Below are 16612 nucleotides of genomic sequence, written 5' to 3'. Positions count from 1 at the left end.
GGAGATCAAATAAAATGAAACTAATCGAATTGGAAAATAAGCACTACGATAAATTAAATCAAAACGAGCGAGATATTCTTCTTTTTATTAATCAAAATAAGGATTTCGTTAAAAATGCTAGCTTAGAGAAAATCGCTGCTAAGACTCATTTTTCCAAATCAGCAATTTTTCGTCTTTGTCAAAAATTAGGTTTAAACGGTTATAGTCAGCTCAAGTATTTACTGGAAGATGAATCTCATATCATTCAGCCAGCTCACGATGAACCCATCGATTTTGTCTCTCAATCTGTTAAATCAGTGCTCTGGGTTGCTAATCAATTTCGTAATTCGCAGCTTAATGATGCGTATCAAACTATTGAGGAGGCGCCACACGTTTATATTTATTCCACTGGCTGGGTCCAAGAAATTGTGGCCGAACAATTAAAACGCAATTTATACTTAACAAACAAGCTAACCTACGACCTGCCACATGCCAAAACAGAGCTAAAAATGATGATCACAAATGCTGAACCCAAAGATATTCTAATGATTATTTCCTATTCTGGAATGAACCCAACTCTTTTAGAGGCCGTCGAGGAACTAACTTATAGTGGAATCAGAACAATTGCCTTTACCTCTTTGAGACAAAATGAACTTTCTAAAATCGTTACGTATAATTTTTATTACGAGACAATCAAAAAGAAAATCTCAAACAAATCAGAAGTCGATTTTTTTGGTAACCTCTTTATTTTGATCGATTTGTTTTCGATGGGCTACATCAAATTTAAACACAACAAGGAGTCTCTAAATGAATAAATTAAAAGCTAGTTTTTCAGGCATCATGAATTTTAAACCTGCAAAAATTTATTGGTGGATTGTAATCATTTTAGCCTTCACGCCAGTATTATATTTTTCCTATTTATTTATTTCAGTCAAGGACTTTAGTGCTAACTGGCTCAAAACTCTTCAAGCTAATCCCGAAGTGAGTATAATGTTCATCATTTCGCTGGTCGATTTAATGTTGAGTTATTATTTATGGCAATTCCATGAAAACATTGTCGATAATAAACCTGCTTTAAAAAATATCTATCTTGTGCTACTGTTTTTTCAAACAATATTGGGAAATATCTTTATGATCTTCTTGTCTGGCATGGGTCTCTATAAACTCAAAAGTATGACAAGAATTTCTGTTCAAAAACCTCAAGGGTTGAGTCTGACTCTCATTTTAGTTTCCATCATTTATGCATTTTGTGGATTCATGATGTGGCGAATCTACTTTTAAGAAGCCAGGATTACCAGATATCTACTGATTTTGATGCTAAAGCACGTTTGTATCTCAAATTGTTAGGGGGAATTGATGGTAATATTGCGCTAATTACTAATACAAACAACCAAATTTTTATTACTGTGAAAGATCTGAGTTGGTTTGATCCATTTAATGTCATCTTAGAGCTTGGAATCTGTATTATTTCAATCAAAATTATTGATCATTTAATTATTTTAGAATGTGCACAAGCTACTAAACTGATCCGTAAAATGATCAGAATTAAAATGCTCGTTAAACATGAAGTCATGAGTCATTTTTGATTTTAACGGGACTTTAGTTGACAATTTAAGAAGCTGCCCAAAAATCAGTGCTGTAAAACAGATGCCCCTTTAGGGGTATTTTTTTGACATCATTTTAAGGCCTTCTTGCTTTTAGCACCTGAATAACGACTTCTAAACAATCCCACACCAGAAAATCTCCCGTGAACTTCGTCACCTCAAATAGGTAGCAAAAAATCTACCAAAAAAGACTGTGACGCTGCTGATCATTTTGATAATTTTTTGGGAGACGATATACCAAAATTGTGCAACAAATTACAAAAAATAGATGATTTTCGCTAAAATATTAAATAAAAATGTCATCAAACCAATAATTGCAACTACAGTATAATAAGCTGCAAATAAGATTCTAAAAAACACAAAAAGAATTAGTCTAAGATCTGATCAAATATACTCTGGTTTGGATTTCGCCTTTTAGATAGCAAATTACCTTCCATTAAGTCTGTCTCAAAGCGCTTATAAGTTTGAAGCTTGCCTGAAAGATTCGATGTTGGTGTTTTAGTTTTGATCTCTTTGGTCACTGCCTTTACAACTTTTCGGAAAACACAATTAATTCGAACAGGATCATCAGACTGATTTTCTTGCAGAATTTTACTTTGAACAAAATCGTTAATTCGTCAAGTGTATGGAGGATTAAGATCCCTCTCCCTTTATTTTTGTTGCCGATTTTCCATTTTTTAAATAAAGGATTTGCATACGTCTGACCTTACGATTGCCTGTAAATTTAACAACCGCGACAAATATTTGGTACTTATTCGGATTCTTATTCATCTTGAATTAACTTTTTGTTATCTAATCTAAACTCCGGTTTTGTTATAGCAAAAAAATAAGTTTTCGTCAACGATGAAGGTTGCCGAAATATTAGAATTAATAATATTGAAATTACTAAAGCATAAGCTAGTTTTCGTCGCATTACCTTAATCCTCATCAACATTTTTCTAATTATAACCTGAAGCAGCGATTTTTACTCACGCTTTCACCAAAAGGCGTATAATTATTAATTAAAAAAAGGAATTTAATCAGATGTCCTTAAAAATCAGCCCGTTGGTCTGGCTGGAACTTCAAAAAAAATCGATCGTTAAAAATGTCTCGGCTCTTAAAGAAAAAACTGGCGCAAAATCACCTTTGGTAAATGTCTCAGCCAATGCGCTAGGATTCGGAGCTCAATCATTTGTGCGCGGATTAATCGGAGCCAACGTAGCAGGATTTGTGGTCGATACAATCGAAGAAGCGTTAGAACTCCGACGTTTAGGTACGAACAAAACTATTTTAGTTACCGAGCCAATAACAAATCAAAATCTTCCAATATTTAATGAAAATCTTTTAATCGGTTCAGTTTATTCACGAAACACTCTGGAAGAATTGGCACAGAATAAAATTCCCACTACCATTGCGTTGACACCCTCCACGGAAAACCTATCTGAAGCTCTCCCTTCTAATTTAAAGTTATGGGGCGAATACGAAATCACCCCTAACAAAGCAGATCCTCTAAGTGGTCGTTACAACGATGATTTTATTTTTGGAACTTTTGTTTACGGAATCAACGGAGGCAAATCGGTTCTAACTCTGCGCTCGCGCGTGATTGATGTCAACGGATCAGAGGCTTTAATTGGTCTTGGAATGAAAGATGGTTTCAGTTTTGACTTTGCTGGATATCAATTAGCAATCGGACAAATCAAAGAAGTAAGACTTTCAAATACTTTAATCAGCTTGACTCACCCCGTCCAGCCAGGAGATATAATTACAATTGTTGATGACCTTGTCAAAGTCGCCGATTATTTAAAAATTACGCCTTGGGAACTATCAACCAGATTTAACCCTTCAATTTCCCGCGAGTTCATTAGTTTTTGATTAGCCATTTAAATTATTTATAATTATTTTCAAGTTTACACAAATAAGAGTAAAATTGGATTAGTAACTAAAATGGAAAGGAAAAAACAAAATGGAGATCTTATTTCACGGTGATAAGGTTCAATTATCGGGCGATCCAGTCGCTTTGGGTGCTCAATTACCTGACTTTGAACTTTTAAGTGCCGACCGCAAAATCGTAAAAAAGGCTGAGCTGCTTGGTAAGCTGACCCTTTATTCAGTCGTACCTGACCTTAATACGCGTGTCTGCTCAATTTCCACTCAAAAATTTAATCAAGAGGCCGATCGATATCCTGCCGCTAACTTTATTACAATCTCAACCAACGCGCCTGAGGACCAACAAAATTGGTGTGCCTTAGAAGGCGTTAAGTCGGTGCGTGTTCTTTCCGATGAGAAGCTAAGTTTTGGTAAATCGATGAACCTTTTTATCCCAACCAACGGCCTTGATACCCGAGCAATTTATCTGGTTGATGCTCAGGGAGTAGTTGTTTATCGAGAAATTATTGAAGAAATCAGTAATGAGCCTAACTATGAAGCTGCACTTACTGCAATTCAAAAAGAAATCAACAAATAGTTACACCTGAATAATGTTTAAAGATTATTTTAGTTTTGTCTTAAAAAATCATCAGCGAAGGATTCATTATCTCGTCTTTTGTGCGCTTTTATGTGCTTTAATTTTTGGCTTTACCTTTTTTTCGAAAATTCAAACGACCATTTATGAGTTTGGCGGTTGGATCTTTTTTCTAGTTCTGATCAGTGCGGGAACATTTTCAGCTGAAAGACGTTCGGCCGTTTTTCTAAAACGTCTCGATCTAAGCCACTCTTCAATTTATTGGACAAATATTTTAGCCGTAGTCACTTCCGCCTTAGAAGGAGCAGTTTATTTTATTTGTACAAAAATAATTGTTTCGTTCGTTTATTGCCAATTATCAGGCCTCAAATTTTCCTGGGAAAATTTTGCTATATATTCAAAATTTATAATTTTTATCTTGCCAGTTGTAGGAATTGTCATTACTCTTGATCTATTAATTAGTAAATTTGTTGTAAGCTTCATTGTTAATCTCATCTTGGTGGGGCTTATTACCACTGCGGGAGTTTTGATTTTCCCATCTACGATAATAGTGAACGTCGCTTTATCATTAGGAGGGATTATTTTGATTTTATTCAATGCCATCCCCGCGGTTAACAGTCACTATTTCAAAAGGATTAATCGTTATGCGAATTATTCTACTTGATGCGGGTTTTAGCCCCGTCATCGAAAATTTAAATATCCAAATCACTGAAAACGGCATTTATACAGTTGTCGGTGCCCCAAAGAGCGGAAAGACGACTCTTTTAAATGGAATTTCTGGTTTAATTCCTGCAAGCTCAGGTGTAATTTTAGTTGGCAACTTCAGTCCAAATTGGACTGTCTATCATAACTTGATCTCTTTTTGGCGAGGGTCTGAATACTTTTATCCGAAAATGACGGGCTTTGAGCATTTAAAATTACTCGCCAAAAGTCAAAAACGTTCCCTCCAGACCGTTTTTGATGCTTCAAATGACTTGAAAATGATTAATTACATCGACCGACCCGTCAAAGTTTATCCCCCTGGGATTCAAACCCGCTTTGATTTGGCTTTGTCCTCCGTCGAAGATAAGCCGCTTGTTCTTTTGGATGAACCGTTTACTGATATCGACGAAGATTCACGGGTCATCGCATGCAGTTTTTTAAGCAAAATGGCGCAAAACCGAACGATTATTATCACTGCAAATCAACCTGTGGACGCCGTCGACCCAACAAAAATTATAACTTTACCTTAAAACAGCTAACCTTTCTGCTGTTTTTTAGGTAGAATAGATAGAAAGAAAAATTGAAGGAAGTTTGTTATGTGTGGAATTATTGCATTTTGTGATCGCGCTTTAGAAAACAAAGAAGAAGTACTGACCAATATGATGAATGCGATCAAACATCGTGGACCTAATAGTTCAGGCCAATACATTGATGATGATGTAGCTTTGGGATTTAGGCGACTATCGATCATCGATCTCAGAGGCGGCAGTCAACCAATTTTCAACGAAGATCGTCAAAAAGCAATTATTTTTAACGGCGAAATTTATAATTTTAAGCCTTTACGTAAAGAACTAGTCAGTGCTGGTCACACTTTCACGACTAAAACTGATACGGAAGTGCTTTTACATGGTTTTGAAGAATGGGGCATGGAAGGCTTACTTAAGCGAATTCGCGGAATGTTTGCCTTTTTGATTTGGGACAATTCAGAGCGCAAGCTCTACGGCGCCCGTGATTTCTTTGGAATTAAGCCAATGTATTATTATCATGATGGCGATCGCTTTTTGGTCGGATCTGAGATCAAATCTTTTCTTTATCATCCCTACTTTAAAAAAGAGCTCAACAAAAAAGCCTTGAAGCCTTATTTAACGTTCCAATACTCGGCGCTTGAAGAGACTTTTTTCAAGAACGTGTTTAGTATTCCCGGCGGGCATTATTTCACTTTTAAAGACGGCGAACTGGAAGTTAAACAGTACTGGGATCTCGATTTTAAAGATGCTGGCGAGAGTTTTGAGAGTACCGTCAAAGAAATTGAAGAGGTTATTAACGATAGCGTTGAAGCTCATAAAATTAGTGATGTACCGGTCGGATCACTCTTGTCATCCGGCATTGACTCCAGCTATATTACAAGCCTCTCAGAACCTGAACATACTTTTTCCGTCGGATTCGACGACAAATCATACAATGAAGCAATTCAAGCCAAAGAATTGGCCCAGCTTCTCGGTCTTGATAATGAATCGGAAGTGGTCACAAGCGAAGAAGCATTCGATAATTTTCCACTTATTCAGTATTATTTAGATGAGCCGGATGCTAATCCGAGCTGCGTTCCTCTTTACTTTCTAACTAAACTTGCAAGTAAATACGTGACGGTAATTTTGTCAGGTGAAGGCGCTGACGAATTGTTCGCCGGTTACGTGGATTACGGTTATCATTCCCATTCGCGCGTCATCAAGACGATTGGGGCGCAATTGCGCAAATTAAAACCGCAGACGCGTTATCACCTGGCAAACAAGCTTAGAAAAATGCCAAACTTCCACGGTCGCCTTCATCTTTATGAAAGTACAGCGCGCGCAGAAGACTTTTTTATTGGCGAGGCCAAAATTTTTGGTGAAAATGAAGCTGCAAGCTACTTAACTGAACCATTTAAGATTTCAGAATCCGTAGAAGAGATCGTCTCTAAATCATATGATCGGGTTGCCAATTATACTGATGAAGTGAAGAAAATGCAGTACCTTGATCTGCATTTATTTATGGCAAAAGATATTCTTCTAAAAGCCGATAAAATGTCAATGGCCAACTCAATGGAGCTAAGAGTTCCATTTCTTGACAAGGAAGTAGCTAAAGTTGCAAGTAAGATTCCAACTAAGTATCTTTTGACGCCAAAAAACAGCAAATATGCCCTTAGAGTAGCTGCCGAGAAGCATTTACCAGAAGAATGGGTGCAAAGAGAAAAATTAGGCTTTCCGGTTCCTGTTAAAGCTTGGTTAGAAAATGATAATTTCTACACAAGAATTCGTAATTTATTTGAACAAGACTTTGTCAAAGAATTTTTTGATGTACCAAAAATCCTTGATCTGATCGATCGTGTCCACAACGGGGATGCCGAAGATCGCCGTAAAGTCTGGACTATTTATACTTTCTTAGTTTGGTACAAAGTTTATTTTATTGATGAAACGATCCCCACTTACGTGAAGGGAGAATCTGCAAAGTGAACAAATACCGTTTTATTGTCTTAGGTAGCGATCAAAATGCTTACGGACAGGTACGAGCTATTTATCAAATCACTCACCAAAAAGTTGACGTGATTGCTAAAGTTCGTCTTTCGGCGACCAAGTACTCAAAACTTATCAATCTTCAAATTTTTCCAGATCTCTTAGACGATCAGCAATTTGTTAAGCACATGATTGACCTTTATCACGAGTTTGATGGCAAAAATGTGACGTTATTCCCGATTCCTTGCGGCGACACTTACGTAGAACTCCTTTCGAGAAACAGCGATATTTTAAAGAATTATTTTACATTTCCATTTGTTGACTATCGGTTAACAGACCAATTAACCAATAAAGAGGAATTCATTAAAATTGCTGATGAATACGGGCTTGATCACCCGAAATCATTAATTATTACTCCTGAAAATTATTCCGATCTCGATTACGCTAAAATCGGTGGTGAATTTCCGGTTGCCCTGAAAGCAGTTGACAGCGTTAAGTGGCTCGACGTTGATTTCCCCGGTCGAAAAAAAGCTTTTATTTTAAATTCGCCAGCTGAGGTTAGTTCAACTATTCAGGCCGCTATTAACGCGGGATATGATGGGAATTTTATTTTGCAGGAATTCATTCCAGGCGGTGTTGCTGCTGATCGAGTTTTAAATTGTTACGTCGATCAGTACCATCATGTCAAAATGATGAATCTCGGACATCCGCTCTTAGAAGACCCCGGAGCGAGTGCAATTGGTAATTATTTGGCTATTTTGCCTGTCTACGATCAAGAACTGTACCAAAAAGCTCAAAAATTTCTTGAAGATATTAATTACACCGGATTCGCTAATTTCGATATTAAACTCGATCCGCGCGACCGCAAATATAAATTTTTCGAAATTAATTTACGTTTTGGACGTTCTTCTTTCTATGTCAACCTAAATGGTGCTTCTTTCCCGCAATTTCTAATTGATGATTACTTCTTAGACAACCTGAAAGCTCAACCAACTCAGTATTGTAATGAAGATCCTGCCAAACACATTTTATGGTTATCAGTTCCGATGGATGTTTTCAATCATTATACTGAAGATGATTCTTCCTATCAAAGAGCAACTGAATTGATCAAAATGGGCCATTTTGGTGATACACTAACTTACAGTGAAGACTTGAGTCTTCGCAGAAAGCTCATGATTTGGCATTTCAAGAAGTACTACCGGAAAGATTTTAAACAATTCGGGCAGATGAAAAAAGATTAATGGCAGTCCTAATTTATTTAAATCATATTCAAATGAGCTCGTCTTTAGAATCTGCACTCTCTGAACTTGATTTTGAAGAAGTTTATTTGGCAGCTTCCACCCCAACAAGTGAGATCATTGATAAAGTGCCTAATGATGAAATCAATTTTCCGATCATTCCGCCACATATCCAAAAAGAAAATAAAACCCGTGCTAAATTGGTCGAGGAACTTTCTCTCTTGGCAAATCGCATTAACGAAACTCGACCAGATCTAAATATAATTGTAACTTTAGTCGGCAAAGATCTTGATCTGCTAGCAGAAACCATCGCAAATAATGACTTAAAGATCAAAAAGATTATCAAAATCGACTAGTATTTTTCTTTAAAAGCGAGTAAGATAAACTTACAAAAAGTAAGTGAGGTATAGATAATGAAAACAATTGGTTTAGTAATTGGTAGTTTACGTAAAGGTTCATACACTCGGGCAATTGCCACCCAAGCGGCTCAAATGCTTCCTAAAGATTTTAAGGTCAAAGAATTGAACATCGCTAATTTGCCACTTTACAATCAAGATTTAGATGATGAGAACCGTGCTCCAGCTGAGTGGGAAGCATTTCGCTCTGAGCTAAATGTTGTTGATGCAGTGATTTTTGCAACACCAGAGTACAATCGGGGTTTACCCGCTGCCTTAAAGAATGCGCTAGATGTAGGTTCTAGACCTTATGGTCAAAATCTTTGGGATCAAAAACCTGCAGTCATCATTTCCGATACTCCAGGGGCGATGGGTGGATTTGGAGCCAATCATCAATTAAGACAGTCGTTAGTATTTCTCAATATGCCAACTCTTCAGCAACCAGAAGCTTACATCGGTAATGTCACAAGTTTTTTGGATGACGATCTTAAGATTACAAATGACAGCACTAAGAAATTTCTTCAATCAATTATGGATGCTTTTGTTCAATTGATTGAACGCTACTAAAAAAGCCTGTTCTGACGTGTCCCCCGAAAGTTGAAATAAACTTGAGGGCGCGTCATTCAGGCTTTTTTTTTCAAAAAAAACGCCTCACGCTTAGCGCTGGCGTTTAGGAACATTCGACTTTCCATAACGATTCTTCTTAGTTTCAGAAGCTGAAACTTTATCTTGGGACTTTGGATTTGTTTTTGAAGCGGCTTTATCAGGCGTTTTAAGAATTTTTTTCATCCCAAAGAAGTACATAAAGATGATAAATGCAATCAAGATCAGCACGATCCCAATAATGATAATGAAGAACAGCCAAGTATAGTCTGGATTTATGTTTGAATTATCTTTATTAATCTTTTGGGCTGAATTTTTAGTAACCATGAATTTGTAATCTTGCTTAAATTCATGCCCATGTGACTTTCCAGTCAACTTTAAAGTATACTGACCTGGCACCAGTCGCTTTTTCCCGATATTCATTGAAAGTGTAAAATTAGAATAAGGAGCAACCGTATAACGATAATAGTCGCTATTCAGACTTACCTTCGATAAATTGGTATTTTTGATTCCAATTCCATCCTTCTCTATCTTTGCTTTTAGATTCAGGCTATCTATAATGGTTCCCTGCGGATTTTGAACTTTAATATTAAAAACCGGACTAGGCGTGGCTGCAACTGGTGTAACGTTCTTAACTTTTAAGTCACCTTTTGGATACTTGCGGTCCATCGTCATAATAATTCCCGTGTCCATCCGGCCGTAAGTATTGACAAATGTGCGGGCCCCTTTTTTGCTCTTTTTTTTGACCTCAACAGAACTTTGTAAACCAGAGGTAACTCGAACTCCACCGTAAATTAACCCTTTAAATTGCTTAGCGGGGATCTGATATTCCTGATTAACTTGCACTGTTTGTTGAGCTGGCACCGTCACTAAAGTCGGCTTCACTTTCATATCCAGTAAACTTACTGGCAAACTTGAATCCAAATCTTTTTTATTAGTGGTTAAAACCATATCCCCTTGCGAATTGGTCACATACATTCCCGCTTCAACTCGAAATGTCTGACTCTTATTCTGCAAATTAGAAATATAGAACGAAACCGTTTGTTTTTGACCCGGTTTCACCAAAAGATAGTAAGAGTTTTGCTTACTAATTTGGTTTTCTGGAAAAATTGGTTTAACGCTAAAAATTCCTGCATCAGCGGCATTTACTTGATCCACCTTCAAGAAAAACATGATTAGCATTACAACAAACAAACAAATATTTTTTCTTCTTCTCGTCATCATCTTCTTATTGTATCGTGAAAACTGTTCGGCTGTATTTCAAATATCGAAAAATATCCCTAGAAAAGTAAAAATCTCCCGTTAAGGAGATTATGGATTTTCTTGGAAACCTGTACTTAAGGTCCAATAAAGATTATAAATATAAGTCCCAGGCCGGTTAAGCGTTACTGCACTAGGAAGTGCCATAATCGCCGATCCTTGATCATAGAAATCAAGCGCCCATGCACCATTAGAGACACTTTCCGGACCTGAGCCAGAAGCAATCCCACCGTTAGCTATACTTTCTTGACCTTTGGTATAACCCCAGATATCATTATCAACAGTACTCATTGGAATTGTCGTAATCGAGGCGTTGTTAGCATTATTAGCCGAGTTAGGTCCTGTACTTGATACTGCCGTAAGCTGTGACGCTGTATTCTTAGAAGGAGTTTTGCTAAGCCTTGGGAAAAATAATCCCTTAAAATCTCCACTTACCTGATTATCTGCCGGAACGTCGTCAGATGCCGAATCAACTCGCTTCCAAACAGATGCAGGGGTGGGAGAAACTACCCCATTGTTATTTTCCGTACCTAACATCTCAGGATCCGAATTATAGTAAGTTGCCGGATGCGAAATCGCCGCTGAATTACCAGTTTGACCGTCAGTCAAGCTATCAATCTTATAACCAGTCCCGTTATATCCGTTACCAAATTCAATTGCCGCTGCAAATTTCAAATTTGTACCAGCATTCATCCCTGCGTCCGGATTCGGATCTGGATTTGTACCCGTTGGATGACTATTCCAATTAGAGCCAACCAAAGAAGAGGCACTTCCCACATCTAAATGAGCAGAAACTTTCCACCCGTTGTAAGTACCAGAATTATTAATTGGTAAACGACTATCAGTAACAATTAAAGCCCGGTAATTAGCCGGATTTCTCAATTTCTTAGTCGAGACAGTAACGTTTCCCGTTGTGGTAGTTGCCGTATCGACAAAAGCACCATTTGTTACGTCATCTACTCTATTTGCAGCATTTGAATACAATGGAACAAAACGCGTCTTTCCATCTAAAGTATTAGCTCCAAAATCAAAGTTTGGAACTGAAACTAAACTTAAATTCCCGTCCTCAAAAGTGATCCCAACATTAGTTGTCGCAGATGCTACAACCGTATCTGCCTTAACCAGCTCGTGTTGCCCAACCACCGTTGGTGCAAACAAGCCGAGGATCGAAGCACAGGACAGAGCTATTTTTAAAGTCTTCTTTTTCTCTTTCATAATTATCTTTCCACCCAGAAAATCTACCCAAAATAATTATACCTGAATAATTGCTATAATTTATTCTTTCTAGATAAATTATTTTTGTTTTTTTGAAAAGATCTATTAAAACTATGGGTTACTCTTAAAACCGCTGTTTAAAGTCCAGTAGAGATTATAAATATAAGTACCCGGACGATTAAGCGTAACTGCGTTAGGAAATGCCATGATAGCTGAACCTCGATCTTGAAAATCAAGCGCCCATGCACCGTTTGAGACACTATCTGGGCCATTTCCTGTTGACGCTGAATTATTAGCTTGATTCTCTTGCGCTGTTGTATAACCCCAGATCAAATTATCACTATTACTCATTGGAATTGTCGTAATCGCTGTATTATTAGCTACTGCAGGGCGACCTGTTGAACCAGTCAATTGGCCGCCAGCCCCCGTCAACTGAGCAGCACTATTTCGATCAGGTGTGACGCTCAACCGCGGAAAATAAAGGCCTCTTAGTGAACCTGTAGACTGGTTATCAGATGGAATGCCATCAGCATTAGTATTACTTACACTATCGACTCTTTGCCAACTAGAAGCTTGCAAAGTTCCATCAACACTATTGTTTCCTTTTAGATAAGAATCCTTATTGTAATACGTTGCCGGATGAGAAACGGGAGTCGAATTCCCACTTTGGCCTCCTTCAATTGAAGAGATCGTATAACTTGAATTAGCAAACCCATTGCCAAATTCGATCATAGCTGGAAACTGAAGTGCTTGATTCGTTGAATCATTGCCTGCATCCGGGTTAGGATCGTCACCTGCTTGACCAGGCACTGAAACATGACTATTTGAGTTAGATCCATTTAAAGATCCCGAGTTTCCCACAGACATATGGGCAGAAACCCACCAGCCATTATATTTTCCAGTACTATCGAGCGGCAAACGGCTATCAGAGACAATCAAAGCACGATACTTTGAAGGATCACGTAAACTTTTGACTGCAGCTCCCGAAGAATTAGCCGAGGTGTCAATAAAAGCTCCATTAGTTGGATCTCCAACGCTACTTAGTGCATCAGAATACAAAGGAATGAAACGAGTTTTCCCATCTAGAGTATTTGCTCCAAAATCAAAATTTGGCACCGCGATGAGACTCAACGTACCATCTAGAAATGAAACTCCAACAGTTGAATATGCTTGACTAACCGTCACTCCCGACTGAGCTTCAATCGGATAACTACCATCTGGTTTATAAGCATTATAAACATGTTTATTATCCGATTCCGATCCATCAGGATTAGTGACTGTTGTTACATTATCAGCCGAAGGTACTGTAAGCGTACTGCCATCCGGGTTATTAATAGTACCCGGACTTCTTGGAGTTGTCGTAGTTGGTGTTAACGCATTGTCACTAGCTTCAACTGAAACGACTTTCAACATAATTAATAGGAAAAAAGAAAAACCTAACAAAATTAGATTGATTTTTTTGATACTTTTATTCATGCTATTTTCTTCGACCTCTTTGTACTCTAGTATAACTGAATACAAAGCCTTTAAATAATCATTTCTTAACAAAAATATTTAAGTTAATTGATCTAAGAACTATTTTTTCCGACTTCTTAATGTCCGATACGGCCTTTTTTTATCCTTTTTCATTTGTTTACGAGCTCGCCGCATTCCTGCATACAATGCAACTAAAAGGACCAAAAGCAGCACAAAAATTATCGCAATGACTAAGAAATTCAGGCCAGACTGGGGTTTTTTGGTTTTAACTGTTGCCCCTTTATTGATATTTTTAGCAAGCGCTCGACTAACTTTAAAATCCCGAGAAAACTTAGTTGTTTTCCCTTTATATTTAATCGCAATTTTAGCTTGGTACTCTCCTGGCTCAATCGTCTGACCTTTGGTATCAACGACTCCGTTATAAAAAGAGTTGGGCGCCATCGATATATTTTTGTCAGTGTGAGTATATTTTACCTTTGAGTTACCTTTTTTAGTAACCTCATAGTCAACGCGGGTGCCTACGTTCTCCTTGAAATAAGTTGCTGCAGTATTACGGATCGGAATTGTGAAAGTCGGTCCGTTAATTGTTCCACCAGTTGCTGGATTACCGATCTCAAAATTAGGCTCAGGCTGAACCCCTTGCTTCATACGGACCACAATTGCTTGTCTGACCACATTTGTAATCATCGCCATACTTTTTTGGTCAGTTTTGTTCTGCTGTTCTTGACCAAGGACAGTAAAAGCCAAATTCCCAAGAATAGTTCCATCAAATTTTTCTTTCGGTACTGTCACCGGAATTTTCACCGTCACTGTACCTTTTGGCTCAACAGTTATTGTCTGTTTTTTGACCATTTTAGAAAAACGATGCCGATTACTTGAATCAATCATCTGATTCGATTGGTCTCCATAGACAATATGGCCTTGATTTGTAATCACAGTGCCTGGCGTAATTTCAACTTTTATTTCTCGGTCTACAACATTTTGAATTTTAACACCTAAAACTACCGCCTCGCCAGGTTTAAAATCAAGATCAAAAAAACCTTCGCTATTGCTTTTTGTAAATCCCTCTTCATCAGTTATCAACGTCAAATGTGGCATTGACGCTTGTAAGTTAGCTTGAGATTCTGCCTTAACTATCGAGCGATCAAGCAAAAGAACCATACTGATTATTAATATTAGAAAATAAGTTATTTTAGATTTTTTTTGCAAGTTGAATTACTATACCTACTTATATATAAGTGGATAGTTGCCTCCTTATTCAATTTTCGCCGAATTTAACGATTAAGAATCTTCTTTTTTTTAATTATACGCAATGTCTTACTGAAAAAAAAGCACTAATAAATGCTGGATAAGGCATTGATATAGTGCGTTATTAATGCTTTTTCAAAAGGTCGTCTAAAGATAAATCATCCCAACCATCGTTGCTTTGATTATCATTTGGATTAGCCGTCGGCTGCGTCGGAGCTGAGTTTGGATTGGAAACTGAACCTGGAGCCTGTTGCATTCCTTGACCTTGATAATTACCTTGCGGCGGTTGATTATAATTCCCTGGATACGGAGGTGTTTGATAATTTTGCTGCCAATTCTGTCCATTAGCTGGAGTTTGCTGCGAATTATTATTCACCTGATTTCCTGGGTTCCATTGATTTTGATTCGGTAAATTATTTTGCGGATTCTGTTGACCTGAAGGAAAATTCGCATATGGTGGCTGAGCGTAGTTTGGATTAACTTGTTGGTTAGGTCCTTGATAGTAAGGATTTTGATTGGGCCAAGCTTGCTGATTATTATTGCCTGTATTTTGAGGATAAGTAGGATTAGGCATCTGCCCATTTGAGATCGTCCCCTGTTGTCCTTGATTTGGCAAATTATTTAAATTGTTCGGATAAGGATTATTATAAGGCATTTGCTGCGGCGCTCGCTGAGGATTTGGCGCCCCAACATTACTTTGACCGTAATTAGGAGCGGCAGCGCTCTTATCTTTGTCCTCAGAACCATTCTTCAGTTGGTCTGATTTTAACATTTTATCGGATTCTGCAACCAAACGATTGTTTTCTTCTCGCCGATTATATCTGATTTGGCGAATGATCAAGAAAATCACAATACCAATTAAGATAATTAACCCAATGATTACTAAAATAAAAATCCAAGTTTTATCGTAGATCAACCCTTTTGACTGCTTGTTAACCTTCTCGGCGTCAGCTTTACTAATATTATAGTTTTCTTTAACCTTATGAGTTTTACCGTTAATTGTAAAACTACCGGTAATCATATACTCACCTGGGGTAAGCGGCTGCTGTTTATAATTAACCGGGACTGGCAAAATTGAGTTCGGTGCAATCGATAAGTTCGATTGATAGACCGGAACTTTTCGTCCATTAAAGCCTAAAAAACTAAACATTCCCTTCCTTTGAATCATCAAATTATAAGAAACATTTTTTGCTTCACCTGGTTTGGAATTTTCCAATTTAATAACTATATTGGGTTGATAGGCAATTGCCTGAGCAACGATTCCGGTAACTTTCCCGTTTCCCGGTACATTCTGATTAGTTTGTGTAATAATCACTGGGATCGGAGTTGATTCACTATTAAGATGACCACCATTTGCATTTACGCTATAGATGTTAAAACCACCATAAATAACCCCGTCAAAGCGTTCGCTTGGCGTATTAACAACTAAAGTCTCAGTCTTTGACTCTTGGGGCTGCAAGGTAATAGTTTTTTTCGATGTCATATCAGCAAAGGCTTGCTGTAACCCAGCAGTCCCTTTCTTAACAACCTGATTATAAACAAAATTACCAGTTGCATCTGTTTGTGCATTTGTCGGCTGAATAGCTAAGCGCTCAACAGACGAGCCAAAATTAGTAAACGCAATCGTAAGAGAACGCTTCTCCCCCGATTTGACCACCATTTCAAATTTATCTGTATCTCCACTATCGATCTGCGGGGTCACTGATACATTAGTAATATCAGCTGATACAGATCTGATATTCAGCCCAAAGGCGATTATCATCATTAATAATAGAGGAAAAATTTTAACCTTTTTCAAGATACTCCTCTCCATTCAAAAATATCTAAGTTAATTATAACGGTTCTCCAGAAATTTTTTTTTCACAATCGAGAAAAAAAGACGTAAAAAACCGAACTTACCAAAAGAAAAAGCCAGTTCAACTGACTTTTTAGTGATCGCTACATTCAAATATATAATTTTCAA

Annotated in this window: 16 protein-coding genes; 11 read left to right on the top strand and 5 right to left on the bottom strand. The window is 37.6% G+C overall.

Going from position 1 to position 16612, the window contains the following annotated elements:
* Positions 1–14 precede the first annotated feature (14 nt).
* From R8495_RS01675 to R8495_RS01625, 11 genes are all read left to right on the top strand, one after another.
* Positions 15–794 (top strand): MurR/RpiR family transcriptional regulator, encoded by a 780-nt coding sequence (locus R8495_RS01675; RefSeq protein ID WP_317635836.1) that lies wholly within the window; start codon positions 15–17, stop codon positions 792–794.
* Positions 787–1260: a hypothetical protein gene (locus R8495_RS01670; RefSeq protein ID WP_317635835.1), complete on the top strand. Its 474-nt coding sequence runs from the start codon at positions 787–789 to the stop codon at positions 1258–1260. The genes R8495_RS01675 and R8495_RS01670 overlap by 8 nt, the downstream gene beginning before the upstream one ends.
* Complete coding sequence (locus R8495_RS01665; RefSeq protein ID WP_317635834.1) at positions 1242–1565, top strand: hypothetical protein; 324 nt, start codon at positions 1242–1244, stop codon at positions 1563–1565. Before R8495_RS01670 ends, R8495_RS01665 begins: the two co-directional genes overlap by 19 nt.
* Positions 1566–2606: 1041 nt before the next feature.
* Entirely contained in the window at positions 2607–3434 is an 828-nt protein-coding gene (locus R8495_RS01660) for an alanine racemase (protein ID WP_317635833.1), read from the top strand.
* A gap of 91 nt (positions 3435–3525) precedes the next feature.
* A complete protein-coding gene (gene tpx, locus R8495_RS01655; RefSeq protein WP_317635832.1) occupies positions 3526–4026 on the top strand; it encodes a thiol peroxidase in 501 nt (166 codons plus the stop codon).
* Between the two features lie 13 nt (positions 4027–4039).
* Positions 4040–4687 carry a hypothetical protein gene (locus R8495_RS01650; protein WP_317635831.1) on the top strand — a complete coding sequence of 216 codons (648 nt, stop codon included), beginning with the start codon at positions 4040–4042 and terminating at the stop codon, positions 4685–4687.
* On the top strand, positions 4668–5255 hold the full coding sequence (locus R8495_RS01645) for an ATP-binding cassette domain-containing protein (RefSeq protein ID WP_317635830.1): 588 nt from the start codon (positions 4668–4670) through the stop codon (positions 5253–5255). The genes R8495_RS01650 and R8495_RS01645 overlap by 20 nt, the downstream gene beginning before the upstream one ends.
* 66 nt (positions 5256–5321) lie before the next feature.
* Positions 5322–7214 carry an asparagine synthase (glutamine-hydrolyzing) gene (asnB, locus tag R8495_RS01640; RefSeq protein WP_317635829.1) on the top strand — a complete coding sequence of 631 codons (1893 nt, stop codon included), beginning with the start codon at positions 5322–5324 and terminating at the stop codon, positions 7212–7214.
* Positions 7211–8455 carry a carboxylate--amine ligase gene (locus tag R8495_RS01635; RefSeq protein ID WP_317635828.1) on the top strand — a complete coding sequence of 415 codons (1245 nt, stop codon included), beginning with the start codon at positions 7211–7213 and terminating at the stop codon, positions 8453–8455. Before asnB ends, R8495_RS01635 begins: the two co-directional genes overlap by 4 nt.
* On the top strand, positions 8455–8808 hold the full coding sequence (locus tag R8495_RS01630; protein ID WP_317635827.1) for a hypothetical protein: 354 nt from the start codon (positions 8455–8457) through the stop codon (positions 8806–8808). The genes R8495_RS01635 and R8495_RS01630 overlap by 1 nt, the downstream gene beginning before the upstream one ends.
* 54 nt (positions 8809–8862) lie before the next feature.
* Positions 8863–9414 (top strand): NADPH-dependent FMN reductase, encoded by a 552-nt coding sequence (locus R8495_RS01625; protein ID WP_317636647.1) that lies wholly within the window; start codon positions 8863–8865, stop codon positions 9412–9414.
* Positions 9415–9504: 90 nt separating this feature from the next.
* Here the strand turns inward: R8495_RS01625 and R8495_RS01620 are convergent, their stop codons facing one another.
* From R8495_RS01620 to R8495_RS01600, 5 genes are all read right to left on the bottom strand, one after another.
* Positions 9505–10674: a DUF916 domain-containing protein gene (locus R8495_RS01620; protein WP_317635826.1), complete on the bottom strand. Its 1170-nt coding sequence runs from the start codon at positions 10672–10674 to the stop codon at positions 9505–9507.
* An 87-nt stretch (positions 10675–10761) separates the two neighbouring features.
* A complete protein-coding gene (locus R8495_RS01615) occupies positions 10762–11925 on the bottom strand; it encodes a hypothetical protein (protein ID WP_317635825.1) in 1164 nt (387 codons plus the stop codon).
* A gap of 111 nt (positions 11926–12036) precedes the next feature.
* Complete coding sequence (locus R8495_RS01610) at positions 12037–13401, bottom strand: hypothetical protein (RefSeq protein ID WP_317635824.1); 1365 nt, start codon at positions 13399–13401, stop codon at positions 12037–12039.
* Between the two features lie 99 nt (positions 13402–13500).
* Positions 13501–14610: a DUF916 domain-containing protein gene (locus R8495_RS01605; protein ID WP_317635823.1), complete on the bottom strand. Its 1110-nt coding sequence runs from the start codon at positions 14608–14610 to the stop codon at positions 13501–13503.
* A gap of 163 nt (positions 14611–14773) precedes the next feature.
* On the bottom strand, positions 14774–16447 hold the full coding sequence (locus R8495_RS01600; protein ID WP_317635822.1) for a WxL protein peptidoglycan domain-containing protein: 1674 nt from the start codon (positions 16445–16447) through the stop codon (positions 14774–14776).
* Between the last annotated feature and the right edge of the window lie 165 nt (positions 16448–16612).

The sequence above is a fragment of the Xylocopilactobacillus apicola genome (assembly GCF_033095985.1).
Classification (GTDB): Bacteria; Bacillota; Bacilli; order Lactobacillales; family Lactobacillaceae; genus Xylocopilactobacillus; species Xylocopilactobacillus apicola.
This window is presented reverse-complemented; position numbering and strand designations above follow the sequence as displayed.